Below are 26,054 nucleotides of genomic sequence, written 5' to 3' on the forward strand. Positions count from 1 at the left end.
ATCAAGATAATGAGAGGAGAAAGAGAGATGACAGGATTCACTCATTTTAATGAGGCAGGAAGAGCAAAGATGGTTGACGTAAGCAAAAAGCCAGAAACCTTTCGAACTGCGGTCGCACGATCAAGTATTACAGTGAATCGGGAAATATATGATAATATCACATTAAATAAGGTAAAAAAGGGGGATGTATTAGCTGTTGCTCAAGTTGCAGCAATAATGGCGAGCAAAAAGACATGGGATATGATTCCGATGTGCCATCCGATTTCACTGACAGGTGTAGATGTTTCGTTTGAATGGAAACAAAAAGAACAACAATTTACATTAATTATTACAACTTTTGTTAAAACGAAAGGGAGTACGGGAGTAGAAATGGAAGCGTTAACAGCCGCTTCAGTCTGCGCTTTAACTGTCTATGACATGTGTAAAGCTGTGGATAAAGGAATGGTTATTGGTCCAACTTATCTTGTTGAAAAAACAGGAGGAAAAAATGGGGATTTTATCAGAAAGGAAATAATAGACTAATGAAAAGAAGCGGGGGATCACAATGCAAAATGAAACAAATAAAATTCCGCAAGCAACAGCAAAAAGGTTGCCATTATATTATCGATTCATACAAAATTTACACGCTTCAGGAAAACAAAGAGTTTCATCGGCAGAATTAAGTGAAGCAGTAAAAGTAGATTCAGCGACAATTCGCAGAGATTTTTCTTATTTCGGCGCCTTAGGTAAAAAAGGATACGGCTATAATGTTCATTATTTATTATCATTTTTTCGTAAAACGTTAGATCAGGACGAGCTTACAAAGGTAGCTTTAATCGGTGTCGGAAATTTAGGAACGGCCTTTTTAAATTATAATTTTCTTAAAAATAATAATACTAAAATCTCGATTGCTTTTGATATAGACCATCATAAAATTGGAACTTTAATTGGAGATGTTCCTGTTTATCATTTGGACGATTTAGAAGAACGGATTAGTAATGATCATATTTCGGTTGCGATTTTAACCGTCCCAGCTCCAGCTGCACAAACGATTACAGATCGATTAGTACAAGCGAATGTGAAAGGAATTTTAAATTTTACTCCTGCTCGATTAACTGTCCCTCCGTCTCTTCGAGTTCACCATATTGATTTGGCTGTAGAGCTTCAATCACTCGTTTATTTTTTAAAGCATTATCCTAATCATGAAGAAAATATTTCCGGAAAGGATATACTAGATTTAAACGAATAGAAGCTTGTTGTATATGAAAAAAACAGTTAAAATAAAAGGTAGGAGGTGAGGCAAAATGATGAATATAGGAATGGGAAGCCTCATATTAATTTTAGTTATAGCTTTAATCATCTTTGGTCCAAAAAAGCTTCCAGAGCTTGGAAAAGCAGCTGGAAATACACTTCGTGAGTTTAAAAATGCGACAAAAGGCTTAGCAGACGATGACGATGATGATAAACAACAGAAAAAGACTGATGTTAAGTAAGGTTAGGATGAACATGTGATGAGTCAAAGAGATATGACCGTTTTTGAACACATACATGAATTAAGAAAACGACTTGTACTCGTAGTCGTTTTCTTCGTCATTGCTGTTATCATTAGCTTTTTCTTAGCGGAGCCTCTCATTGTATATTTACAAGAGGCAGATGAAGCAAAAGAACTGACAATGAACGCTTTTCGACTTACAGACCCGATAAAAATTTATATGCAATTTGCTTTTATCACTGCATTTGTTTTGACGCTGCCCCTTATTTTATACCAGCTTTGGGCATTTATTAGTCCGGGTCTGTATGAGAGGGAACGGAAAGTAACGCTTAGCTACATCCCAATTTCCGTAATATTATTTTTGAGCGGACTAGCTTTTTCATATTTTATTCTTTTTCCGTTTGTTGTAGAATTTATGAAACGAATTGCTGATCGTTTAGATATTAACCAAGTAATTGGGATTAATGAATATTTTCAATTTTTATTTCAATTAACAATTCCGTTCGGGCTGTTATTTCAGCTGCCAGTTGTAATTATGTTTTTAACAAGACTGAGTATCGTAACACCAATGTTTCTTTCAAAAATACGCAAATATGCTTACTTTGTGTTATTAGTCATTGCAGCTTTTATAACGCCACCAGAGCTGTTGTCTCATTTGATGGTAACGATTCCATTATTTATATTATATGAAATTAGTATTCTGATCTCTCGCTTCTCTTATAGGAAAGTGAAAGAGGCAGAAAGATTATATGAACAACAGTTAAAAGAATAAAGAACGTATTAAATACGTTCTTTATTCTTTTATATGATGTTAATATTTTGATATTTTTTAAACGCTTGTCAGTCAAGACGGAAGCGAATAGAACAGTCATACATGAGTTTATAACGAAGTACAAGTAACGATTTTGAATATGAGGTTTGTGTGAATATTCTAAAACAGCCCTAACAGGACTATTCCAGATTATAGGGAAGTTTATTTTGAAAACGCTTGTCAGATCATACTTAGTCTGACTTATTTTTTTTCTTCTTCGTTATAAAATGAAAAGCGGTCATTCTAATGCCTGCCCCAAAATCAATTGTTGCAAGGAGGACAAGTAAGTAAGAGAAAAAGCCCCATCCTTGTTGGTTTACATTTTGAATAGCAAAGAAGGTAAATAATATTCCAAGGAAAATATAGACGAATCCAGTAAATAGCGGTGACGCTCTCATGTAAAATCCTCCAAAAAAGACGTTTATTTAATATAGTTTTCCAATTCATTACTCGCAAGAAATTGAACAACTAGTACGAGTGTATTCATCGCAATATGGGCAAACATTGGGACGATAATACGTTTTGTTTTTACATATAAAAAGGAAAATGTAAAGCCCATTGCTGTATAAATAATAATATGGCTAAAGTCAACATGAGCTAAAGCAAATATGATTGAGCTAATAAAAGCTGAAATAAAAAAGTTAAACCGTTTCTGCAACGAACCAAAAATAATTTTGCGAAAAACAATTTCTTCTAATATAGGCCCTAAAATAGTAACAACAACAATCATTAATGGGAAATACTCAACTGCTGAAACAATATCTTCCGTATTTTGTGAGCCTGTTTCAATTCCAAGTTTCAATTCGATCGCTACAGCGACAGCTTGAGCAAACATGGCTAAAAATACGCCGCCAAATGCCCATGCAATCGAGACTCCAGTAGAAGTTGCATTCCGTTCATATTGAGGATATTTGATTTCTTTTCGCAAAATAAAGAGAACGATAAGCAGTGTGATCGTAAAACTAAACACAACCCAGGATGATAAACCAATCATTTTTAATTGTGAGGCATTACTGTCTTTTTTATAGAAAGCTGCAATCGCTGTAAACAGCGGAGCCCCGAAAATACTCGAGAGCTGCATGAAGATATAAATAATTAAAATATACCAATACTCCTTTTTCAAATTGTCGACCTCCTTTTACAAAGCTTTTATTTAAAGGCTGTATGAAACAATATGGTTATTCTAGGCTTGAGACCATAGTATCATACGAATGAGCCAAATAAATCTACATAGTTGTATCATAGTCCACTCTTTCTATTTTACTAGTTAAAGGCAGCAAGTTTCAAATGCCAAGGATCATTTTTTCTAAATATAAAATGTTATGGTGACATATTTTATCGTTTACTTCTCACAATAAACCAACTTTTTTTTTTAAAAAAAAAACAGCATGATACTTGAAAAAAAGTTTCGGTTTATTTAATATAATAATTGTGTTAGCACTCGTTAGATGAGAGTGCTAACAAATAACAAAATATTACATATTGAGGAGGTTGTTTAACTTGTTAAAACCACTAGGTGATCGCGTTGTGATTGAGCTAGTTGAAACTGAGGAAAAAACTGCAAGCGGTATTGTATTACCAGATACTGCAAAAGAAAAACCTCAAGAAGGTAAAATTGTAGCTGTTGGAACAGGTCGTGTACTTGAAAATGGAGAGCGTGTTCTTCCTGAAGTTTCCGAGGGCGATCGCATTATCTTCTCAAAATACGCTGGTACTGAGGTAAAATACGAAGGTGCAGAGTACTTAATTTTGCGTGAAAGTGACATCCTTGCTGTAATTAGCTAATTCGTAATTATTTGCATGGAACATCCCTTATAAATAATCAAATTTAAAAAATATTTGAGGAGGTTGTTATACAATGGCAAAAGATATTTTATTCAGCGAAGAAGCTCGCCGTGCGATGCTTCGTGGAGTAGATTCTCTTGCAAATGCGGTAAAAGTAACTCTTGGACCTAAAGGACGCAACGTGGTTCTTGAGAAGAAATTCGGTTCTCCACTTATTACAAACGACGGAGTAACAATTGCAAAAGAAATCGAATTAGAAGATGCATTTGAAAATATGGGTGCAAAGCTTGTTGCAGAAGTAGCAAGCAAAACAAACGATGTTGCTGGTGACGGAACAACAACTGCAACTGTACTTGCACAAGCAATGATCCGTGAAGGCTTGAAAAACGTAACAGCTGGCGCAAATCCTATGGGAGTTCGCAAAGGAATTGAAAAAGCAGTAAAAACTGCTGTTGAACAATTAAAAGCCATTTCTAAGCCAATTGAAGGAAAAGATTCAATTGCACAAGTTGCTTCTATTTCAGCTGACGACAACGAAGTTGGTCAATTAATCGCAGAAGCAATGGAACGCGTTGGTAACGACGGAGTAATTACAATCGAAGAGTCAAAAGGCTTTACAACTGAGCTTGACGTTGTAGAAGGTATGCAATTTGACCGCGGTTATGCTTCTCCATATATGGTGACTGATTCTGATAAGATGGAAGCGATCCTTGAAAATCCATATATTTTAATTACAGATAAGAAAATTACAAATATCCAAGAAATTTTACCAGTATTAGAGCAAGTTGTTCAACAAGGCAAGCCTTTATTACTTATCGCTGAAGACGTAGAAGGTGAAGCGCTTGCAACATTAGTTGTTAATAAACTTCGCGGTACTTTCAATGCAGTAGCTGTTAAAGCTCCTGGGTTCGGTGATCGTCGTAAAGCGATGCTTGAAGACATTGCTATTCTAACAGGCGGAGAAGTGATCACTGAAGATCTTGGATTAGACTTAAAATCAGCTAATATTTCACAACTAGGCCGTGCTGCAAAAGTTGTTGTAACGAAAGAAAATACAACAATCGTTGAAGGCGCTGGTGCAACTGACAAAATTGGTGCTCGTGTAAACCAAATTCGTGTTCAATTAGAAGAAACTACTTCTGAATTTGACCGTGAAAAATTACAAGAGCGTCTTGCAAAATTAGCAGGCGGAGTTGCTGTAATTAAAGTTGGTGCGGCAACTGAAACAGAATTAAAAGAGCGCAAGCTTCGCATTGAAGATGCTTTAAACGCAACTCGTGCAGCTGTTGAAGAAGGAATTGTCTCTGGCGGTGGTACAGCTCTAGTAAATGTTTACAACAAAGTAGCAGAAATCGAAGCAACTGGCGATGAAGCAACTGGTGTAAACATCGTTCTACGTGCTATGGAAGAGCCAGTACGTCAAATCTCTCACAACGCTGGTCTTGAAGGATCTGTTGTTGTTGAGCGTTTAAAGAAAGAAGAAGTTGGAATCGGCTTCAACGCAGCAACTGGCGAATGGGTAAACATGATCGACACTGGAATTGTTGACCCAACTAAAGTTACTCGTTCTGCACTTCAAAACGCAGCTTCTGTAGCAGCAATGTTCTTAACAACTGAAGCAGTAATTGCTGACAAACCAGAAGAAAATGCAGCTGCAATGCCTGATATGGGCGGTATGGGCGGCATGGGTGGAATGGGCGGCATGATGTAATAACCGCCTGAATCCCTTGATATTAAAGGGTTTGAGGGTTAGTTAGTGGCAAAATGCTAACTTTTTGCTAACTTCCATTATTTTGATACGCCATACAATAAAATTTTTAGAGAAGACCTTTCGTTAGTTCACTGAACTTTTGGGAGGTCTTTTCTTCTATATTTTTGGTCATATGTGCGTAGATGTTCATCGTTGTATTAATATCTGAATGTCCTAATCGTTCTTGGATTTCTTTAACACCTGCACCAGCTTCTATAAGAAGAGAGGTGTGCGTGTGTCTAAATCCATGTGGGGTAATGTGTTTATCTGTGTTCATCAGCTTCATAAGACGTTGTAAACGGATAGCAACCTTCTTCATTACTCTTGGACATCCTGTACTTTCCGCAAAGATGAAATTCTGATCTTGATATAACATTCGATTTTTCATTTTAAGTTCTATCTGTTCTTTACGGTGTATTTTAAATAAATTTACTAAGTCTTTATCAAGCATAATTGTACGAATTGATTTGTCTGTCTTTGGAGTTAGCAATTGAAATTTATCTTTTTGATTATTTGGATTGTAATAAGTCTTGGAAATGCGAATTGTACATTCGGTAAAATTTAAATCCGACCACTTCAAAGCTAATAGTTCACCTAATCGCAAGCCTGTATATGCTAATGTAGTAAACATTAAATAATCCATACTTAACCCATGTTTTTTAGCTATAGAAAGGAATTCTTTCAGTTCATGTAACTCAAGAAATTTTTCTTGTATCTTTTCTTGTTCAATTTCTTCCACTGTAACTTGCTTTTTGGGCATGACAAAGGAAGAAGAAGGGCTATTATTGAGCAAATCTTTTCTTATAGCATACTTAAATATCATATTTGCTGAAGTATGAATGCTATCAATATAATTTCTGCTAAATTTCTTATTGAGTTTATCAAGTTCCGTTTGATACATATGTTTTGTGATTTTCTTTATTGGAACAGTTCCCCACACATCTAGCAGATGTTTTACAGCGTATTCTCTAGCTCTGACACTGCTGATTTTAACCTGTGATGCATAATGTTCAAACCATTCATTTGTTAGCTCTTCAAATGTGATATTTGATTCAAATAAATGTGTTCCATTAGCAATAGCATTTTCTACTTTATTGGCAGCAAGTTGAGCTTCTTTTTTAGTTTTAAATCCAGATTTTGTTATCTGTTTACGTTTGCCTTTGGAATCTCTAGCTATATTGACGATATAAGCCCATTTTGTGCCACGTTTATGGATGTAAGCCATCTTTTCACCTCCTTTCATTAAGACATATTAATCGAAAATGACATTCAGCATGTTTTTTATTTTTTCTATATCCTCTTCTGTTAGAACTCTATCTTTATAAAGTACCTCGTGTTCTTTCTGATTTAATAAGTGATCTAAGTCAAAAAGTCTTCTTTTTAATTCTTCATCAGAATATTCCACATAATACTCATGCCCAGACTTATTTATTTTCTTTTCAACTTTCTTTACATTCAGAGAGATTTCTGTATATATGCTTTCCTTTCTTTTTGTCCCGTAATTGTTATAACCTAATTCTTTTTGTCTTCTGATGAACTTGTACCAATCCAAGAAATTAGATACATTTAGTATTTTTCCAATATCTTCACTATGTTTTACTAAATAAGGTGAATCTTCTCTTAACGTTGTTTCTAAAGAGGTGTAAGTTTCTTCTTTGATTTGTAATAAATTTGCCATCTCCTTTTGGCTGATAGCATTAAAAATTCGAAGATACTTTAAATAATGACCTGCATGTGCATTGAATTCTAGAAAAGATTTAAAGTGATTATCTAACTCTTCTTGATTCAGACCATCATAATTAATTTCTGGCCTTTCATTAAGAAATCTATAGAATTTGGAATCCTCTGTAGAATTGACTTTCTTTTCACTTTTATTCCCAATTTTCTTTTTATGTTCAATCATGTCATTTATTTTTTCTTCATTCGGAACTTCTTTAATTAGTTGTTCTAGGGTAATAAAGTTATCCTCATCTGGGTTCAAATATCCAGCTATTCTCATCAAATGATAATAGTCGATTGATAATCCATGAGCTAATTTTTTAATTAATTCTGGTGTAGGAGTATCTCTCTTCCCATTTTCAATCTGAGAGATATAAGAAGATGAGACAGAAGATTTTTCACTTAATTCATTAATAGTCATTTTTTTCGATTTTCTTATACGTTTAAGTTCTTCTCCAAAAATTTTATTTTTAATTTTTTTTTCCATGTTGCTTCTAAGTTTAAATTCATGTTCCAGAAAATCATATTTAGTCATTTGTTTTACCTCTTTTTTGATTTTTTAATTTAAGAATAGCATAGCTTGAAAAATATTTGCAAATGTAATTTTTTTTGTGAATATTGTTTGCTTTGAGTTTGATATTGTTGTAAAATACAGTCGTTCACAATTATATTTACAAATGTGAAAATCTATAAAAAGGAGTAGATGCAAATGATACATTTTGAAATTGATGAAGAACAATTGAAGGATCTTTATCTTGAAAAAGTAGAAGAAAGGCTGGAAAAGTTAGAAGCTGACGTGTTTTTTATGAATTCGAAACAACTATCCGCTTATTTAATCATGTCGTGGAATACGATTGTCGAACATTTATTGTACGATGAAGAGTTTCCGAGTATTCGTTTGGGTTCAAAATGGTTATTTAATCGCAAAGAAGTAGAAAAGTATATGGATAAATATTATGTGGCAGTTAGAAATAATGGTGGTGACATTATCCGATACAAAAGAAAGGAATGATTCTATGAAAATATCAGTCAGTAGTGTTTATTTCTTGATGTAAGCAATTATAGGGTTGTTTCATAAAAGGAGATTGATAGATTGGCAAAATATGAAAAAAATAAAAGGTTTTACTGGTTGCAATTGAAAGAGGATTTTTTTGAAGAAGATGCAATTGATTGGTTAGAGGAGCAACCAAATGGGAAAGAATATTCCTTATTCTATTTAAAATTATGTTTAAAATCTCTAAGAACTAATGGAATATTAATCAGGAAAGTTGGTCAAATGTTAATACCTTACGATCATAATAAATTGGCTAAACTTACAAAAACTAATTCTGATACAGTCCTTGTTGCTATGAAATTATTAACTAAGATTGGCTTAGTAGAAATCTTAGAAAACGGTGAAATATATTTAAAGCAAGTAGAAGAAATGATAGGTTCTCAAAGTATTGGTGCATTCAAGAAAACAGCAACAAAGATTGACCCGAAAACAGCGACAACAAAACCAAAAGCTATTGGAAGGACAAAGGGAAGACAAGTGTCCACCAGATATAGAGATAGAGAAAGATATAGAGGTAGAAAAAAATATAGAGATAAATATAGAACAAGAACATCTTGATCAACTAATTCAATTTTGTAATGAAAATGGGTTTGGAGTAGTTAATACCCATGCAAAAAAACAGTTGTTGTTGTGGTTAGATAGTTCTCCATTTAAAGAACCTGATAAGGTCATTTTAAAAGCATTAAATATAGCATGTGAAAGAGATATCCGAAAATTAAAGTATGTGGAAGGAATACTTCGTAATTGGGAAAAAGAGTCGCTTTTTACTCTGAAAGAAATAGAAATTAATGAAAATAAGCCTTTCGAGTTAAAGGAGCATGAAGAAATAGTTGCTGATCATGGCTATAATTACGGTTATTAGGGGGTATTAAGGAATGGAGTTTGCTAAAAGGTATATGGCAAGTCCAGAGCAAAAAATAATAAAAAAATATACTTGTGAAGGATGTAAACAACAAGTCGAGCAGAAGGAGCTTATAATACCTATCGGACCTAGAAGGGGAAAAGGATTATTGCTGATTATGGGTGTATCTGTGAGGATATAGAACTTGCAGAACAGGCTATACAGGCTTCTTATCTACAAAAAAAAAGAAAGTTAAAATTGAATTTTAATTATTATTCTTTAATAAATGATTCACTAAAGCAAGCAACACTAGATAACTTTGAAGCAACTAGTGCTGAACTATATGAAGCTAAACAATTAGTCTTATCCTATATCGATTCTTTTGATAAAAAACAAAATCTTTTATTTACAGGAAGTTATGGAACTGGAAAAAGTCATCTATCTGTCTCTATTACTAAAAAACTGATGGAACAAGGATATGAATGTTTGTTTTTATCACTTCCTAAATTGTTGACAAAAATTAAGCAGACATACAATAAGGAAGGGATAACAGAGGCGGAGTTATTACAAGTTATACAGCGTGTAGATTTATTAGTGCTTGATGACATAGGAGCTGAGCAACGCACAGTATGGTCTAATTCAAAATTATTCGAAATACTGGATGACCGTGCTGGAAAAGCAACCATTTACACAACGAATTTTAATAGTAAGGAATTAAAGAATCATGTGGGAGAACGAAACTTTTCCAGAATGATGGAGAGTACAGATGTAATTGTGATGAATGGATCTGATTATAGAAGGAGGGAATTTATATCTGGAGAGAAATTAAGACAGTAATGATATTTGGTACAGCTAACAGTCGGTTGAAAATAGAAAGTGGTGAAGAATGGATGTGGAGAAGTGTTGAAAGGAAAATTGTTTAACGCTTTTAAGTGCGAAATATATTGCTTAAGGAGGACCTTATGAGAGCTATTGTTGATTTAAAAGAGTTAGAAACGTTTTTAAGCTATTTAGAGGATAAAACTCATGATGTTTATCAAAATGAGGTTAAACAGGCTGTAAAGAGATTTTAAATGAACAAGTGATTAAATTAGATGGTGCAGAGATCATAAAAGGAGATAAATAATGAGCATGGATAAATATCTTATTGCAAATTCAACAAGAGAACAACGAGCGAAATTTGTTGCTGATGCCTTAGCGATTAATGCTCTTGGATCTGAACCATTAACGAAAAAAAATTGGGCTTTATTGCAAACATACGTTGATGGAGAAAACGAAATTGATGAAGTGTTGCAAATGGCTATTTGTAAATACAAAAAATGAAGGGGTGATAAAAAATGAAAGCTGTGATCGATTTAAAGGAGCTAGAAGCGTTTTCAAGCATATTTAGAGGATAAAACAGATGAAGTCTATCAAAACGAGGTTAAACAGTCTGTAAAACGATTTCTGAGCGAACAGGTAACTAAATTAGGTAGTTTAGACATTATAAAGTAAGGGAGTGATTCAGTATGTGGGTAAGAGAAAAATACATGAGATACAAAAAATATAAACCATATTTATTAGGTCGATTTTTCCGAGATAGGAAAGGTCGACCTTTTTTGGTGCGCCCGGCATGCGCATGAACTATAGGGTGCAAGTCCCGAACCCCGAAGACAGAAGTAGAGGTTAGCCAAGAGCAAGGGTGTCCGTGGTGACATGGAATCTGAAGGAAGCTGGAGGCAAAACACCGATCCGATCCGAACACGAACACGAATCTCATACAAGGCTAGATATGATTGAGTGAGTTTGCCAAACAAAATAAAGCTCTTTCTGTCGAAGGTCATATCAAGTAAATGAGGCGGATAGATGGTGTGAAAGTGGATGCGCTTACCCGGGGAGGTCTGACAGAAACGTGAAGTTCCCTTCATAACCTACTTGGTGACAAGTAACTGAACTGTCAGAAGTCAGCAGAGGTCATAGTACGAGTTGGTCTAGAACAACTTGGAAGGACTGAACAATTAAGAAAGAATAGCCCTTGGCTTTCCAGTTTGGATGAATGAACACAGAAAACAGAGAAACCTCACGCTTAGAAAGTAGTGGTGAATCCCACGAGGGTATTTGCGGAGGGTGTAGTCCAACTGGGCAAAAGAAGATAAGCTATTCACGGGAAGGAACGAAATGGTAATGTTGAATCAAATTCTGGAACGGCAGAACATGATACGAGCATTAAAGCGAGTAGAAGCGAATAGGGAAGCCATGGAGTAGACATGATGCCCGTACAAACCTTACGTCAGCACATCCTCGAAAATTGGGCAACCATTAAATCGCAGATTCTAACGGGAACCTATGAACCGCAACCAGTACGTCGAGTCGAAATCCCGAAACCAGACGGCGGTGTGCGCTTATTAGGCATCCCTACCGTGACAGACCGTTTAATTCAACAAGCCATATCGCAGATATTATCGAAGGAATATGACAAAACATTTTCGGATAACAGTTATGGATTCCGACCAAATCGGAACGCCCACGACGCTGTCCGAAAAGCAAAAGGGTATATAAAAGAGGGGTATCGCTGGGTAGTAGATATGGATTTAGAAAAATTCTTTGACAAAGTCAATCATGACCGACTAATGGCAACATTAGCGAAAAGAATTCAAGATAAACCACTCTTAAAACTGATCCGCAAATATCTTCAAGCTAGTGTCATGATAAACGGAGTCGTTTCGAGTACAGATAAAGGAACACCTCAAGGTGGACCTTTAAGTCCACTTCTTTCAAACATCGTATTAGATGAGCTTGATAAAGAGTTAGAGAAACGTGGACATAAATTCGTTCGTTATGCAGATGACTGCAATATTTATGTAAAAAGTGAACGTTCAGGAAAGCGAACAATGGCAAGTGTGCAGCGATTCATTGAAGGACAACTACGATTAAAAGTAAATGAAACAAAATCGTCAGTAGACCGACCATGGAAACGAAAGTTCCTGGGTTTTAGCTTTACATTTCATAAAGAACCTAAGGTTCGCATTGCGAAAACAAGTCTCCAACGAATGAAGAAGAAAATACGAGAAATTACCTCTAGAAAGATGCCATACTCTATGGAATACAGAATCAAGCAATTAAACCAATATTTAATTGGATGGTGTGGTTATTTTGCGCTAGCAGATACACCAAGTATCTTCAAGCTGTTAGATAGTTGGATTAAACGAAGATTGAGAATGTGTCTATGGAAGAATTGGAAGAAACCTCGGACAAGAATCAGAAACCTCACTCGCTTAAACATCCCATACGGAAAAGCATATGAGTGGGGGAATACCCGGAAAGGATACTGGCGCATTTCAAAAAGCCCCATATTACACAGAACCCTTGACAATTCCTACTGGGAAAGCCAAGGGCTGAAAAGTCTGCAAATTCGTTACGAAACTTTGCGTTATTCATCTTAATTGAACCGCCGTATACGGAACCGTATGTACGGTGGTGTGAGAGGTCGGGGGCTAATCACCCCCTCCTACTCGATTTAAGTGTACATGAAGGGTTCTTCACGACAAAAAGACTTCGTTTTTTTCTGCGTCATAAAACGCTAGTGTTTGCACGGAACTATTTGCATAAAACTAGATAAATTGCTGGAGGGCAAGCTACGGGAGTGTGGTCACACTCCCCGAAAACAAGTTTTCGTCTTGTTAGGATTAAATCCTAAACCTTTAGTGTCGCTATGCTCGATTTTGTCGCTTATCTCTCGGAAAAAATAAATAATTTAGGGGGTGTTTTTGTTGGTAAGACTTAAAACATTTTAAAGCTTTCTCCCCAACAAATAAAGAAAAAGAAATAAAGCTGATAACTATGGATATAAAACTGTTTAAGCTTTATTGATTGATAGTGCTGAAATTGTTGATGATTATTCTCAAAATGATTTAGAAACTATTAAACGTAATCAAGAAAAGATACTTGAAAATATTAATAAAGAATACGATCAACTATTAAGTTGTGTTTTGCAAGTAAAAAGTTTATAAAAATGCAACGAAAAGTTTAGAACTTTGCCAGCCCTTATTTTCTTTGTATTAACGATTCGATAAAGCATGTTTTACGCGATAACTATCACCTGTAAAACTTAAAATATGAGCGTGATGAATCACTCGATCGACCAAGGCAGCTGTTAAGCGTGCGTCAACGAATACTTTATTCCACTGACTAAACTCCAAATTTGACGTAATCACAAGGCTCTTTTGTTCATACCAATCGGAAATCATTTGAAATAATAATTCCGCTCCGTCCTTGCTAAAAGGCGCGTATCCCATTTCATCTAGAATGATCATATCGACTTTAGTAAACTTGTTACGAAAAAGTTGAAATCGACCTTCGGCCCATGATTTTTCCAATAGCTCTATTAAATCGGCGACTCGGTAGAAACGGACTTCATATCCACTTCTACAAGCTTTTCGACCTAATGCAGTGGCTAAATGTGATTTTCCTGTTCCGGGGGCTCCAGTTAAAATTACGTTTTCTTTTTTTTTAATAAAAGAAAGGGATTCAAGACTTTCTCTATTAATGTTTGGCGGAAAGTGAATGTGCTCACCCCATTGGTACTCGTTAAACTCTTTTTCATTCATAAATTTTGCTTTTTTGATTAAACGTTCACCTTCTGCTAGTTCTCTTAAATCGATCTCCTGCTGTAATAATTCCATTAGATACTGTTTTGGACTCTCGAAGGGTATCTTCTGATACAGGTCGGAAACGTATGCTAAACGAAGCATCTTACACCTTTCTTTAATCAAGTCAGACATGCTTCACAGCCTTCTTTGCAGGAGAATCATTCATGGGTTGGAGGGAATCATAGATATTCCAGTCCACATCATAAGGGTGGTTCGTAGAATCACCGTAAACTTCTTCTGGTAATAATTCATAGAATCGTTCATCTATTTCTTGCATGTCATGATTTAGAATTAGACTTAATAACCACTCAACACGCTCTTTTCTTAGTGTTATTGATTCGATATTTAAGTAATGTGCAATTCTTCCAGGCAAATAAGGAAAATACCGAGAATATACAATGGATCGTGGCTTCCAGCTCCAATTTTTTAATATAGATTGCCATGGGATTTCTCTCGTTTGATTCATATACGGTCGGGGTCCTTTAGAGAGGAGCTCACCATTTGTAGAAACAACTTTGTAGTGATCCCAATACAAAATCAAATATAAACTGCTATAGTGGTAACTTCTAGGCACATGAATCAATGCTCCATCAATACGGACTTCACCATATTTGTTAGCTGTTACCATTGATTGTTTAAATACTGGATAATCTACTTCAGGTAAAGCTAATCCAAATTTCCCTTCTTCCTCCAATAAATCTGCGATAACGAGCTTCTTCTTGTAATGAAGGCGTTGATGGTCTTGTTTAGAATGTTCAAATAACAACTCGCGCAAGTGAATTAAATCTTTAATGACGGGGGATGGAGTGAAAAAGTTATAACGAACATATCCAACCTTGTTTTCTACGTGTCCTTTTTCATTTCCTTTTCTCGGATTACAGGCTTGTGCTTCAAATCCGTAATAACTCGCAAAACGTTGAAATGCCTCAGTGAAAATAGTTTCTTGATTCCGGCTTCTTGCTTTAACAACCGCTGCCGAAAGATTATCCAAACGAAGCTTTCTTGGTACAAAACCTGCTTCATCAAAAAGTACTTTAAGACCTCCAAAAAAAACATTCCTGGTTTTCTGCCCTTAAAGGAACTGCAAACCCCCCGTTACTATACGGGAAACTCATCACTAAACAATGTATGTCTTTCACTTTGCCATCTTCGATTGCCTCTGTAATTCCAAAGTCTACTTGAGCTTCAGCGGGTGGAGAGTCAGTCTTTCGTATTCTACTTTCCATTCATCCGCTTCATCCAACATTTTTTTTTCTTTCCATTCTTCTTTGATAAAGTTACAAACGGTTCGATAAGAACCGGGAAAATCTAACTTCTGTAATTGCTTAAACAGAATCGTGTTATTCCTTCTTAGTTTCTTTTTAAGTGCATAATCCTCAACTAGCCAATCAATGACAATTTCTCCCCACTTTTCCTCATACATCATCCCCTTTTTTACAACTACGTTTTCTTCAGGTAACTGATCTTCATCTGCATACTTTTTGACAGTTGTCCAACTAAAACCAGTGCGTTTTGAGATTTCGTTGATTGACAAGGATTTTATATTCCTTAATTTTTTGATATGATTAATTTCAGGCATTGCTAGCATCCTTTCATCCCCCCACCTTTAATTGATTAGACACCAATAACGGTAGGGTATATTGAGAGGGCTGGCAAGCCTTTTTTATATGTGCAACCTTCTAACATTTTGGTTGCAATACTCTTAACTTTTATTTTGCATTAAACATAAGTTTAAGAAAGAAGTATTCCAGCAGTAATATGACATTAAAAGATAAGAATAAATTAAATAAATGAGTTAGCTAAAAATGAAACTGAAATACCTAGAGAGAGGACATAATTTATATATGTGAAGCAATCAAAAATTCACCTAAACAAGAGGATACTTACATAATTCTAGTAACAAACTATTTTATTGAGTTAGTCATTAACTTGTTACATAATGAATAGCTTGATATGATTATTGTAAAGAAATTGTAATATAACAATAAACGATTAAAGAAAATCACGATAGAATTTGTAGAAGAAAATTAAATTAGATAACTAATAAGTACATAGTTTTATAGATTAACTAGAAATACTATTTTAAAAAGGAGGTAAAAGAAATGACCATGCTCGAGGTAATGGCTCCATATACTACTGATGCCAGTCCTAGTTGGAACGGTTATAATCATCAAGGTAAAGTAGCGATTTATGTAGCTTTAAAGTTGATGGAGGAAATCCCTGAAGGAGATATAGAAAAATTTGAGATAGAATTAGAATGGCTTGAAGATTTTTCTATTAAAAAAGAGGGAAGATATATTTCTATACACCAAGTAAAAACAATGTCAGACACAGCTACATCATCATACAAAGAAGCAACTTGGTTATTATTAGCAAAATTGTTAGAAATAAAAGAGCTCGAAAATGCTTATTTACATGTCACGCAAAAATTAACAAACTTTGAAAAACTCGAGGAAAAATTACTAACGTATACAATGAATGAAAAGGAGACAGGTAAAGCTAAACCAAAAGGTAAAAAATATGCTAGTCCAATAGAATGTCGTGATAAAGTTATTGGGTCCGGAAAGTATCATGATTTGTTTGAAAAATTTGATTTATATGAGTACGAAAATGGTAATTATTTTTGTTCACTTGAAGAGATAGAAGAACTTATTAAAGCTAGATTAAAACAAATTATTGGAACTGCAGCTACAGAGACAAGAGTGGATAGAGCGTATCACTTTTTATTAGGTTTAATAGATAAGAATATTCGAGAGAGACAAATTGATATTCAATCGGGAAATAAAGTGGAAAAAGTATCAATTAATTTTATAGAAATTCAAAAAGTAGTGCAACATAATTTTGAATCAGTTAGTAATGAATATGTAGCGTTTTTTTTAAAGAATGAATTTAATAGTATTTCTCAAAGTTATTTAGATGATTTACAAGAAGAATATCAAATGGAAACAATATCGTCTGAAGAAATACTTCTAGTAAATAAAATAATTAAACAGATTTATGAACTGGGTGATGAGCAGTTCTTAGAGTTTTGTTTAAAAATTACACCAAACAATGAAGTTAATAAAGATCATCCTGACCATATTGTAAAAATGATACAGCAATGTTTAAACCGAACAGGATTAAATGATGGTTTCTTCGAAATAACAAAACAAGTAAAAAAGGAATTGGAAGAAAATATGTGGGTCTACAATCAAAAAAATCAGGAAGGAATAAATGTTACATACTTACCATCAACAATAATTGATAAAAATCATCCAGTTCGAAATCAAAAATTGGCTAAAGCTATCTTAAATAATGCAAATCCAGAATTATTAAATGAAGTAGATAAGATTATTACAACTTCTATCAATATGGATACGTTAGAGGATACTAAATTTCATTCAAATGTCCCCGAGCCAGAAGATTTAGAGATGCAAAGATCAAACGATTACCATGATAGGATCACCAAAATTAAAAATATTAGCCTAATAGATTTAAATAACGCTAAGGGAGAAATAATCAATTGAATAAGATAATAAGACAAATATTTTATGATAATGGTTTTAGTAATATTGAATTAGAAACTCCCTTCGAAGGGAACCTTGTTGATTTTTGGGTGAATAACAGTAAGTATGCTGTAAATTATTATTTAGTATTGTATGTGGATGATATAAAGGAAGATTTTTTATCTAATGAAGTGCCGACATATTTTAATTCTATAAAGAAATTAGAAAATGGATACGATGAAAAAATGGATAAAAATCTATCGATGATTGTTTGTGTGAATACGACCACTAGTAAAACAAAAAATATAACTGATAAAATATTTGAAATTGAAGAGGATCCTTATTACTTTAAAAAATATGTAATTACTTATAATATGGATAGCTATAAACAATTAGAAAAGTTATTCGGAGGAAAGGACGAAAGTTCCAATAGCATATTAAATAGAACTATTAATGATACTAATAAGTTTTTAGCTTTTAAAAAGAATGAAGAAAATGACACTACCATTTTATATGAAATATGCACAAAGTTAATGATTAAAATACCTTTTTTAAGGCTTGAAAAGAGACTAGAAAAAATGGAAGATCTAAGTGCAGTAATAAATGAAGAATTGCAACAAAAAGAACTATTTACATTTAAAGATACCCTACTTAACCTTGATGAAAATAATGAGAAAATATCAGACAATATTCTTACTTTAATAGAGGAAGGTATTGAGTGATGAATAGATATAAAATTAGTAGAATTTATTTGAAAAATTTTAAGCATATTGAAGAGCTGTTATTGGATTTTTCAAGAAAAGACTTGATTGTATTAGATGGGCCTAATGGATTTGGTAAAACTACTATTTTCGATGCTATAGAATTAATATTAACAGGAGTAATAAGTCGAATAAAGAACACAGTTGATGGGCGGTATGGATACCGTGAGGTTCTATTTTCGAATAATCATGATGTAGACACTGAAATCAAAGTCGAATTTTCAGGTGAGATTGAGAACTTGATTATTGGCAAAAGAATTAATTCTAAAAATAGCTTTAAAGCTGTAGATAAAAAGCCTGATAACTGGGATATTTTTGAAACATATCTATTATCCGACTTTAATATACCTATTGAAGAAGGAAAAATTATTACCCAAGAAGAAATTGGAAGCATTCTATCGATAGACAACTTAAAAAGATATTTTAGTCTATTTTATTATGTGCAACAAGAAGAAAACACTTTATTTTTAAAGCAGGATGCTAAAGATAGAATGGATGATATTTCGCAATTATTTGATACATATAAAGAGGAAAAAGAGTTAGAAAAGTTAGAGAAATTGAAGTACAAAATAACCAGTGAATTAAGAGAAATAGATGGACCAAAAGGATTATTAGCTGATAGAAAAAAAACCATAGAATTATTGAGAAATGGGTTAAAAGAGATAAGATCTGAAAACATAAAAGAAGTAGAGTTTTTTTCACTTTTGGAAGAAAAGGAAAATATTAAAGAGTGGGATAAAGAGTTAACGATAGTAAATAAAGAAAGTAGAGATAAGTTCTTACAGGAACTAAGAGAAATATATATTCTTGTTAAAGATCGAGAAAAATTTAGGGATACTGAATTTAATAATTATATTTATAAAGTTATAGAAAATAAAACACTTCTTAAACAAACTATCCTTACATATAATCAACTTGAAAATTACCAAAGAATAAAAAAATTAAGAGATAATGAAGTGTCATTAAAAAGAATAAAAAATAAACTTAGTAAAGAGAATTTGAAGGATAACTTAAATATTACTTATTTCAAGGAATTAAACAACATATTAGACACTTCGATAAATACTGATGACATTCTAAATGAAATAGACAGTCTGAAAGTTTATAAATCAAGAATGAGTGAGGTTTCTGAGTTAATTCATCAGTTGAATCTTACGAGGGAATCATTATTAGTTCAGTTTAATAAAATTAAAGAGGAATTCGAAAATACAGAATGCCCTTTGTGTGGAAGCCAATTTAAATCGTATGAACAATTGATTGCTTCAATTGATGAGAAGAAAACACGGTTTTTAGAAATGTTAGATGAATATACAAAAAAATATGATGAATTTTATAATGAGTTTTTCTTTAAATATGTTAATAATACTTTGTTATTAATAGAAGGATACTTATCGACAGAAGATAATATTGTGGATGAAGGCTTTTATAAAGAATTGGTTAGTGCTATACCTAATAAATCCTCTATAAATCAATTTGTTCAATGGTGTAAAAATAACAATTTGGATATTAATATATTTTTAAACAATGGATTCAAAAAGCAAGATGATGATTTAGAAACAAGGTTATCGCGACTTATCGAATACTTATTACAACAGATAAAACCTGTGGTAGATAGTTATTCTAACCATAAAAACAATGTGAAAATATTGAGTTCAGTTTTCAAGAATGATCTTAAGAAAGTTTTTAAAATCGTCTTGGAGGATATAATTAAAAAAGTTCAATATATAGAGTATCAATATTATTATAATAGTACTGAAAGTATAAATAATCTACAGAAAGAAATTGATTATTTATCTGTGAAATTGAGTAAGTTAATATTAGCTCAGCAAAAATTCGAAGCAATTATAGATATATATAAAGAAAGAATACTTGATCATTGGAAAAACATCATTAGAGATATTGAAATACCATTTTATATTTACAGTGGTAAGATTATACAAAACTATCAAAAAGGCTGTGGCTTATTCATAAGCGAAAGTGACAATTTTGGCCAAAAAAGTATCAGATTTGTTTCCGATATGAAATTTGATCATGATGCTATTAACTATCTATCTTCGGGACAGTTATCTGGTTTAGCAATTGCACTTACATTAGCTTTAAACAAAGTATATGGAGAGAAGTCTATCGATTTAATTATGATAGATGATCCAGTTCAAACAATGGATGAAATTAACATTGCTTCATTGACTGAGATACTTAGAAATGAATTTAAGGAAAAACAGATAATAATGTCTACTCATGAAGAAGAAGTATCTAGGTATATACGTTATAAATTTGCAAAATATAATTTAAATACCAAAAGAATAAATATTAAAAACGAAATTTATTCCAATAGTATTTAAAGTGAAAAGGTTCCAGTCAATGGCTTGAAATGATTTTACAATTTTTACACATAGCAATTAAAACCATAGATATATTAAAGGTTCAAGTGTTGTGTCGACTAAGACCAGCAGTATTAGTTTGTGTCTATAAAAAATGTAGACCTAATAATATGTAATGCTAACTTTTTGCTAACTACTTTTTAATTTCCATTGAATGTTATGGAATATTAAGATAGAAAAATGCTTGTAATATCGTACTTTTGCTGTGGTATGTTTATATAAAATATCCCCTCAAAGATGGGCGGTATGATGTAATTTAGCCGCTATACTATCTTGTTAAATAAATCAAAATAATGAGAGGGCCTCTCTTGAGCCGCTTGCGGCTTCGGAGAGGCCCTTTTTCAATTGTGAATCATGTGAACATTCCATAAATTGTGCTACGATAAAAAAAAGTATATAAAATCGGTGATCTAGTGGGGGCAATCAAACTGGAACACTATGATTTTTAAAAGCAGGTTAGATGTCTCGCTTCTTTCATGGGATACGATTTTTCTAATGGTTTGTTGTAGTTAAATCATTGTCGCGTATGTAAATAACTCTCTTGCTTGGAGGAGCAAGGTATCCCTGTAAAGGCGCTTGCCTAGAAGGAAGAGTCTATCATCAATTACGGAAGAGGTGTCATTGTGAGAAATATTATTGAATCTTGGGCTTTTTTAGAATCGATTTTACCAGGTGAAGTCCCTTCGTTTAATGATAAGATTAAAGGTTACAATTTTGAGGATCGTCAAGATCGAAAGCGTGTGAATCCACTGGCCGTTTCTCATAATTTGTGGGAGACGGTCCGACCTGCGAATCAGGAAAAATACACCCTTACGTTTAGTTATTATTTGGACTGTTATGAACAGGATCATCTTGTTCAATTGTTTCGGACCTTTTTTAACAGTGATGAAGAAATTGTAAACCGAAACTCTAAGCTTTGTTACAGTTTTGCTTTTAAGGTAAATGAATTGGGAGAATACGTTGAGGACTCTATTTTTATTCCACATGTGCAATTGATCATTCACGATATTCAAACAAAGCAATTGATTCGTAAGCCCGAATTCAAAACAACGCATATAAAATAGAAGCACCTCCTGGTACGATAAGCGTATCTATTAAAAAAGGAGGTGCTTTTCAAATGCCACAACAAAAATTGACTATTGTCCCCGTTACATTACATACCGAAAACAATAATTCTTCTAGTTCAGTTCCAGCTGAGCTTTCCTCAAAACCTGCTTGCATGATTAAAACAGCAGCTGCGGAAATTGCCTTCTTCAACGGCGTAGAGGAGCACGTCATCCAAGCAATCATGAGGGAGTTGAAACATTGGTGAAACATGATTATACGGATGTGAAAAATATCTATATTATCTGTGGGAAAACGGATATGCGGAAGGGGATTGACGGATTGGCTACTCTAATTCAAGATTTTTTTGAATTAGACCCCTATGGCGACTCTATATTCTCTTATTTGCCGGATGGAAGAAAGATAGATATAAATGTCTGTATTTCGATGGGGATGGCTTCGCCATGCTCTATAAACGACTGGACAATGGTAAGCTACAATGGCCTAAAGATGAACAAGCAGTTCGTAATCTATCTCAGAAGGAGCTCAGGTGGTTGCTTGAGGGGTTATCCATTCAGCAGCCAAAGGCCATTCAACCATCGCCAAAAGGCGCGTTCTGAACTTTTTCTACCTATTTTTCCTTTATTTCAAGGTTTAAAATGATTATAATAGGAGTACGAAAATGGACGAAAAGTGGTGAACATTGTGGGAAAAGACTCTTCTTCAAAGGACAAATTAATTCAATTACTCGAAGAACAATTGGCTCATTCGAACCAGCAAAATAAAGAATTAATGAAGAAGATTGATTCTCTATCACAGCAAGTTCGCCAGCTAACAAAAGCTTTATATGGTTCTAAAACGGAGAAATCTAAATACAATGCGCCAGACGGGCAAGCCTCTTTATTTGATGATGATTCGTCTTTTAGCGATTCTGAGCACACAGAAGAACAAAGCCAACAGACGATTTCTTATACTGTTGTACGAAAAGTTCAAAAGAAAAAAAGAAACGATTCATTACATGATGACATTGAAGTAGATGACATTCATCATCATCCAGAAAATACAATCTGTGAGTGTTGCCAAGGGCAAATGATTGAGATCGGCAGCACAATCGTACGTGAAGAGGCAGAATTCATTCCAGCAAGGATGAAGAAAATTCAACACATTGAACATGCTTATGGGTGTACAAAATGTAAGGGGGATTCATCCCAACCAGCGCAAATAAAACGTGGGAAAGCACCACAACCAGTTATTCAACGCAGTATTACTAGTCCCAGTGTACTTGCCAAAGTTATCTATGATAAATTTGTGCAGTACTTACCCCTTCACCGTCAGGTGAAGGAATGGGTTCGTTATGGACTGGATACGAATGACAAAAACCTTTCCAATTGGGTCATTCGTGTGTAGCAGGTGATTGGCTACTTCCTATCTATGAACGAATGAAAACGATCATGATGGCAAAATCCGTTTTACATATTGATGAAACGTATGCAAAAATTATCAATCGTTCTGACGGTAAACCGGGTCAAGCCAATGCCTATAACTGGGTCTACCGAAGTATACCTTGCCAGGGGCCAACGATAGTTCTATTTCAAAGTTCATTATCACGTGCACGTTCAGTTCTTGAAAGTTTTATTGAAGATTATTCAGGAACGATTATCTGTGATGGTTATTCTGCATATGACAAAATTGAAGGAATCAGCTTTGCGAATTGTTGGGCTCATGTTCGGCGTTATTGGCTGAAAGCAGACAGCAAAAATGGCCGAATTGGTGTGAAGTATTGCGATGATTTGTATCGGCTCGAGAGGAAGTTTAAACATTTGTCCCCGAGTAAACGTAGAAAAAAACGCAAAAAGTTTTCAAAGCCAATAGTGGAGGAATTCCTTAACTGGGTTGAAACATCGCCATTCTTCGGAAAAAATGCCCTTGCGAAGGCGGCAGAATATACACTTAATAGAGCTGATGGATTAAAGGCATTCTTATATGATGGCCGGATTGAAATTGATAATAATCCCGCGGAAAATGCCATCCGACCCAATGTCATTGGAAGAAAAAATTGGCTATTTTCGGTCAGCGAAGCTGGGGCAAAAGCCAACGCCATTTGTTTGAGTATCGCAGAAACAGCCAAAAGTAACGGCATCGATTTTTCTACGAATATATAAAAAAGCTTTTGACCGATCTACCAAATTGTAGTATCCATCAGAACCCTGAAATTTTAGATCAATATATGCCATGGTCGAAAATGATCAAGGCAGAATGTAGTAAATAAATGTAGTAAATAAATGAAATTAGCCGTATTTTGACCAAAAAGATCATGAAATACGGTTAATTGTCATGCGCACCAGAAGGTGCGCATATTTTTATAGTTCGGGCTTACATTGATTCATTATGATACGTTTATTGAACGGTATCATGAGGCGAAAAACAGAGTAAAAGAAGCTGAAAATTCTATTTTTAGTAATGGTGTTCATCTTGACGGGATTCAAAAACTTCGTCGAATTTTTTACCAATATTTTAGTGCCCCTTATAAGAATGCAAATTTCAGTTATGTTGAGATTATCTTAGAAAATAAGAAAAAACCTCAAGGAACTTCACAGTTTAATAGTTTTTATTTAGAGGATTTACAACGAATTTTGAAAAAAGGTCCAAATTCGACTCTGCAACAATTTATTGAAGGAAAGCCATTAGTGCTAGATATTGATGAAAATAAAAATGCGATTCAGAAGATGTTATTTCCTGAAAATTTATCTTTAGGACGATGGCCGTCTCCAATTGGACACAGGCTATCGCTAATGCAACAAGTAGCAGTAAATCAAATTTTGAATGGTAACGAGAAGATTTGTTCGGTGAATGGACCGCCTGGAACAGGAAAAACAACGTTATTGAAAGACGTTTTTGCACAAATTATTATAGATCGGACGATCCAGATGGTTTCTTATCAGGATCCAACAAGAGCGTTCAGTAAAATGGGAAAGCTTAAAATAGATAAATTTAATTATAATATGTATGAATTGGATGAGAAAATTGCGAAGTATTCAATAGTTGTCGCTTCAAGTAACAACGGAGCTGTTGAGAATATATCCAAGGATTTACCGAAGTTGGGTTCAATTGTTCGTGATAGTAAAGAGCCGACTGAAAAAGAGTGCCGTGAAGAGCTTGCTCGTTCGGGAGCAGATTTATATTACCAGCACCAGTGTGAACGAGCATATGGTGAAGAAGCGATTGCTTTGGATTTATTTTCAGATTTATCTTCAGAGGTTATTCAAGAAGGACAAACGTGGGGCTTATTTTCTGCAGCATTAGGTCGTTCATCGAATATAACGTCTGTAAATAAAGCTTTAAACGGTGTGCGAGCTAAAGCAGGACAACCAAAATTAATATCATTAGTGGAGAGACTTGAACAGCCTTTGCCAAATAATAGGTGGCATGAGGTAGTGAGCGAATTCAAAGCACTGAGACAATCGGTTGAGCGTAAAAAAGAGGAGTTACAACAGTTTGCGAAGCTCATGTTGCAAGTAGAGGACATGATTGTAAATGAGAAGCAAACCATTATCGAATTAGAGAAAACTGAAGTGAAACAGCAGCAAATTGAGCAAAATATCGGTAGAGTCGAAAAGCAAAAGCAACTGGTGAATGAACAGTTAAGTAATTTGCCAACGCCTACAGTGTGGGAGAAATTCATTCAACTTTCTAAAAAAAAAAAAAGTAATGAAGAAGAAGAGAAAATAAGACAAGAACTTCATTTACTCATTGAAGAGCAAAAGCGATTAGTGGAAAGTTCTCATGATCACCTACGAAAACTTGAACGATTAAAAATAGAAGCTCAAAAGTTTAAAAAAAGGTTAGCGGAACTCGCTGAATCGAAGGAAAGATACAACAATCAACAATTAGTTTTACCGACCGAGGATTTTTGGAAAAAAGAGATGTATGAAGAACGTCAAAAATTGGTTTTATGGCAAACAGATGAATTAAACTTTGAACGAGGTCTCCTGTTTTTAAAAGCATTAAAAGTACATAAAACATTTTTAATGATAAATGCGAAGTCAATTAAAGCGGCGTTAGCTGTATTTTCGAATAAACAAAATATTAATTTGAACATTGATGAAAATAAAAAGTACGTGGCCAATATGTGGAATGTCATGCATTTGATATTTCCAGTAATAAGTACAACATTTGCCAGTTTTATTTCAATGTATCGAGGAGTGGAAAAAGACTTTATCGGTTATTTAATTGTAGATGAAGCTGGTCAAGCTAGTCCACAACAATCGGCTGGAGCATTATAGCGCTCGAGACGTGCGATTATCGTCGGAGATCCGATACAAAT

General features: G+C 34.1%; 26 protein-coding genes and 2 pseudogenes. 21 read left to right on the forward strand and 7 right to left on the reverse strand.

Annotated features, from left to right (window positions below; genetic code table 11):
- Window positions 1-27: 27 nt before the first annotated feature.
- Genes moaC through tatC form a run of 4 tightly spaced genes read left to right on the forward strand, consistent with a single transcriptional unit; the run spans window position 28 to window position 2,243 of the window.
- Window positions 28-522, forward strand: a complete 495-nt coding sequence (moaC, locus tag K6959_RS00370; protein ID WP_163243350.1) for a cyclic pyranopterin monophosphate synthase MoaC — start codon at window positions 28-30, stop codon at window positions 520-522.
- Window positions 523-544: 22 nt separating this feature from the next.
- Window positions 545-1,228, forward strand: a complete 684-nt coding sequence (locus K6959_RS00375; RefSeq protein ID WP_163243349.1) for a redox-sensing transcriptional repressor Rex — start codon at window positions 545-547, stop codon at window positions 1,226-1,228.
- Window positions 1,229-1,283: 55 nt separating this feature from the next.
- Window positions 1,284-1,472, forward strand: coding sequence for a twin-arginine translocase TatA/TatE family subunit (gene tatA / locus K6959_RS00380; RefSeq protein ID WP_163243348.1), 189 nt, complete (start codon window positions 1,284-1,286; stop codon window positions 1,470-1,472).
- Window positions 1,473-1,490: 18 nt separating this feature from the next.
- Complete coding sequence (tatC, locus tag K6959_RS00385; RefSeq protein WP_163243347.1) at window positions 1,491-2,243, forward strand: twin-arginine translocase subunit TatC; 753 nt, start codon at window positions 1,491-1,493, stop codon at window positions 2,241-2,243.
- A gap of 230 nt (window positions 2,244-2,473) precedes the next feature.
- On the opposite strand, the gene K6959_RS00390 is transcribed toward tatC, so the two are convergent.
- Together K6959_RS00390 and K6959_RS00395 are read right to left on the reverse strand one after the other, a co-directional pair.
- Window positions 2,474-2,680: a YdiK family protein gene (locus K6959_RS00390; protein WP_163243346.1), complete on the reverse strand. Its 207-nt coding sequence runs from the start codon at window positions 2,678-2,680 to the stop codon at window positions 2,474-2,476.
- A gap of 23 nt (window positions 2,681-2,703) precedes the next feature.
- On the reverse strand, window positions 2,704-3,405 hold the full coding sequence (locus K6959_RS00395; protein ID WP_163243345.1) for a CPBP family intramembrane glutamic endopeptidase: 702 nt from the start codon (window positions 3,403-3,405) through the stop codon (window positions 2,704-2,706).
- 377 nt (window positions 3,406-3,782) lie between these two features.
- Between K6959_RS00395 and groES the strand changes: the two genes are divergently transcribed.
- Both groES and groL read left to right on the forward strand, forming a co-directional pair.
- Complete coding sequence (groES, locus tag K6959_RS00400; protein ID WP_163243344.1) at window positions 3,783-4,067, forward strand: co-chaperone GroES; 285 nt, start codon at window positions 3,783-3,785, stop codon at window positions 4,065-4,067.
- Between the two features lie 73 nt (window positions 4,068-4,140).
- Window positions 4,141-5,778 carry a chaperonin GroEL gene (gene groL, locus K6959_RS00405; RefSeq protein WP_163243343.1) on the forward strand — a complete coding sequence of 546 codons (1,638 nt, stop codon included), beginning with the start codon at window positions 4,141-4,143 and terminating at the stop codon, window positions 5,776-5,778.
- A gap of 106 nt (window positions 5,779-5,884) precedes the next feature.
- Here the strand turns inward: groL and K6959_RS00410 are convergent, their stop codons facing one another.
- Complete coding sequence (locus K6959_RS00410; protein ID WP_163243342.1) at window positions 5,885-7,042, reverse strand: site-specific integrase; 1,158 nt, start codon at window positions 7,040-7,042, stop codon at window positions 5,885-5,887.
- A 27-nt stretch (window positions 7,043-7,069) separates the two neighbouring features.
- Window positions 7,070-8,071, reverse strand: coding sequence for a helix-turn-helix domain-containing protein (locus K6959_RS00415; RefSeq protein WP_223087317.1), 1,002 nt, complete (start codon window positions 8,069-8,071; stop codon window positions 7,070-7,072).
- Window positions 8,072-8,245: 174 nt separating this feature from the next.
- Here K6959_RS00415 and K6959_RS00420 point away from each other — a divergent pair, with 174 nt between their 5' ends.
- From K6959_RS00420 to ltrA, 7 genes and pseudogenes are all read left to right on the forward strand, one after another.
- Window positions 8,246-8,548 (forward strand): helix-turn-helix domain-containing protein, encoded by a 303-nt coding sequence (locus tag K6959_RS00420; RefSeq protein WP_163243340.1) that lies wholly within the window; start codon window positions 8,246-8,248, stop codon window positions 8,546-8,548.
- A gap of 81 nt (window positions 8,549-8,629) precedes the next feature.
- On the forward strand, window positions 8,630-9,148 hold the full coding sequence (locus K6959_RS00425; protein ID WP_218944051.1) for a phage replisome organizer N-terminal domain-containing protein: 519 nt from the start codon (window positions 8,630-8,632) through the stop codon (window positions 9,146-9,148).
- Between the two features lie 64 nt (window positions 9,149-9,212).
- Window positions 9,213-9,452, forward strand: coding sequence for a DnaD domain protein (locus K6959_RS18535; RefSeq protein WP_181734483.1), 240 nt, complete (start codon window positions 9,213-9,215; stop codon window positions 9,450-9,452).
- 13 nt (window positions 9,453-9,465) lie between these two features.
- Window positions 9,466-9,633: a hypothetical protein gene (locus K6959_RS18540; protein WP_246234919.1), complete on the forward strand. Its 168-nt coding sequence runs from the start codon at window positions 9,466-9,468 to the stop codon at window positions 9,631-9,633.
- Between the two features lie 56 nt (window positions 9,634-9,689).
- The gene (locus K6959_RS00435; RefSeq protein WP_246234916.1) at window positions 9,690-10,268 is read left to right on the forward strand and encodes an ATP-binding protein; all 579 of its coding nucleotides are present in this window, start codon (window positions 9,690-9,692) and stop codon (window positions 10,266-10,268) included.
- Window positions 10,269-10,556: 288 nt separating this feature from the next.
- Window positions 10,557-10,754 carry a hypothetical protein gene (locus K6959_RS00440; RefSeq protein ID WP_223087319.1) on the forward strand — a complete coding sequence of 66 codons (198 nt, stop codon included), beginning with the start codon at window positions 10,557-10,559 and terminating at the stop codon, window positions 10,752-10,754.
- 834 nt (window positions 10,755-11,588) lie between these two features.
- A pseudogene (ltrA, locus tag K6959_RS00445) lies at window positions 11,589-12,853 on the forward strand (group II intron reverse transcriptase/maturase).
- A 615-nt stretch (window positions 12,854-13,468) separates the two neighbouring features.
- On the opposite strand, the gene istB reads toward ltrA, so the two are convergent.
- The 3 genes from istB to K6959_RS18550 all read right to left on the reverse strand — a co-directional run bounded on the left by istB (window position 13,469) and on the right by K6959_RS18550 (window position 15,647).
- The gene (gene istB, locus K6959_RS00450; RefSeq protein WP_223087321.1) at window positions 13,469-14,191 is read right to left on the reverse strand and encodes an IS21-like element helper ATPase IstB; all 723 of its coding nucleotides are present in this window, start codon (window positions 14,189-14,191) and stop codon (window positions 13,469-13,471) included.
- On the reverse strand, window positions 14,184-15,050 hold the full coding sequence (locus tag K6959_RS18545) for a hypothetical protein (RefSeq protein WP_262421839.1): 867 nt from the start codon (window positions 15,048-15,050) through the stop codon (window positions 14,184-14,186). Before K6959_RS18545 ends, istB begins: the two co-directional genes overlap by 8 nt.
- A 183-nt stretch (window positions 15,051-15,233) precedes the next feature.
- Entirely contained in the window at window positions 15,234-15,647 is a 414-nt protein-coding gene (locus K6959_RS18550; RefSeq protein WP_262421840.1) for a hypothetical protein, read from the reverse strand.
- Between the two features lie 514 nt (window positions 15,648-16,161).
- On the opposite strand from K6959_RS18550, the gene K6959_RS00460 reads away from it, so the two are divergent.
- The 8 genes and pseudogenes from K6959_RS00460 (at window position 16,162) to K6959_RS00495 (ending at window position 26,013) form a co-directional block, all read left to right on the forward strand.
- A complete protein-coding gene (locus K6959_RS00460) occupies window positions 16,162-17,565 on the forward strand; it encodes an ABC-three component system protein (protein ID WP_223087322.1) in 1,404 nt (467 codons plus the stop codon).
- Window positions 17,562-18,266, forward strand: coding sequence for an ABC-three component system middle component 1 (locus K6959_RS00465; protein ID WP_163239535.1), 705 nt, complete (start codon window positions 17,562-17,564; stop codon window positions 18,264-18,266). Before K6959_RS00460 ends, K6959_RS00465 begins: the two co-directional genes overlap by 4 nt.
- The gene (locus K6959_RS00470) at window positions 18,266-20,647 is read left to right on the forward strand and encodes an ATP-binding protein (protein ID WP_223087324.1); all 2,382 of its coding nucleotides are present in this window, start codon (window positions 18,266-18,268) and stop codon (window positions 20,645-20,647) included. Before K6959_RS00465 ends, K6959_RS00470 begins: the two co-directional genes overlap by 1 nt.
- Window positions 20,648-21,309: 662 nt before the next feature.
- Window positions 21,310-21,750, forward strand: a complete 441-nt coding sequence (locus K6959_RS00475; RefSeq protein WP_223087326.1) for a hypothetical protein — start codon at window positions 21,310-21,312, stop codon at window positions 21,748-21,750.
- Window positions 21,751-21,803: 53 nt separating this feature from the next.
- Window positions 21,804-21,998, forward strand: a complete 195-nt coding sequence (locus K6959_RS00480) for a hypothetical protein (RefSeq protein WP_163240371.1) — start codon at window positions 21,804-21,806, stop codon at window positions 21,996-21,998.
- 169 nt (window positions 21,999-22,167) lie between these two features.
- Window positions 22,168-22,350 carry a transposase gene (gene tnpB, locus K6959_RS18555; RefSeq protein ID WP_262421945.1) on the forward strand — a complete coding sequence of 61 codons (183 nt, stop codon included), beginning with the start codon at window positions 22,168-22,170 and terminating at the stop codon, window positions 22,348-22,350.
- An 85-nt stretch (window positions 22,351-22,435) separates the two neighbouring features.
- Window positions 22,436-23,999 (forward strand): annotated as a pseudogene (gene tnpC / locus K6959_RS19960) (IS66 family transposase).
- A 109-nt stretch (window positions 24,000-24,108) separates the two neighbouring features.
- A complete protein-coding gene (locus K6959_RS00495) occupies window positions 24,109-26,013 on the forward strand; it encodes a DEAD/DEAH box helicase family protein (RefSeq protein ID WP_223087329.1) in 1,905 nt (634 codons plus the stop codon).
- Window positions 26,014-26,054 lie beyond the last annotated feature (41 nt).

Origin of the sequence: Bacillus aquiflavi, assembly GCF_019915265.1 — a bacterium.
GTDB classification, from domain to species: domain Bacteria; phylum Bacillota; class Bacilli; order Bacillales; family Cytobacillaceae; genus Bacillus_BT; species Bacillus_BT aquiflavi.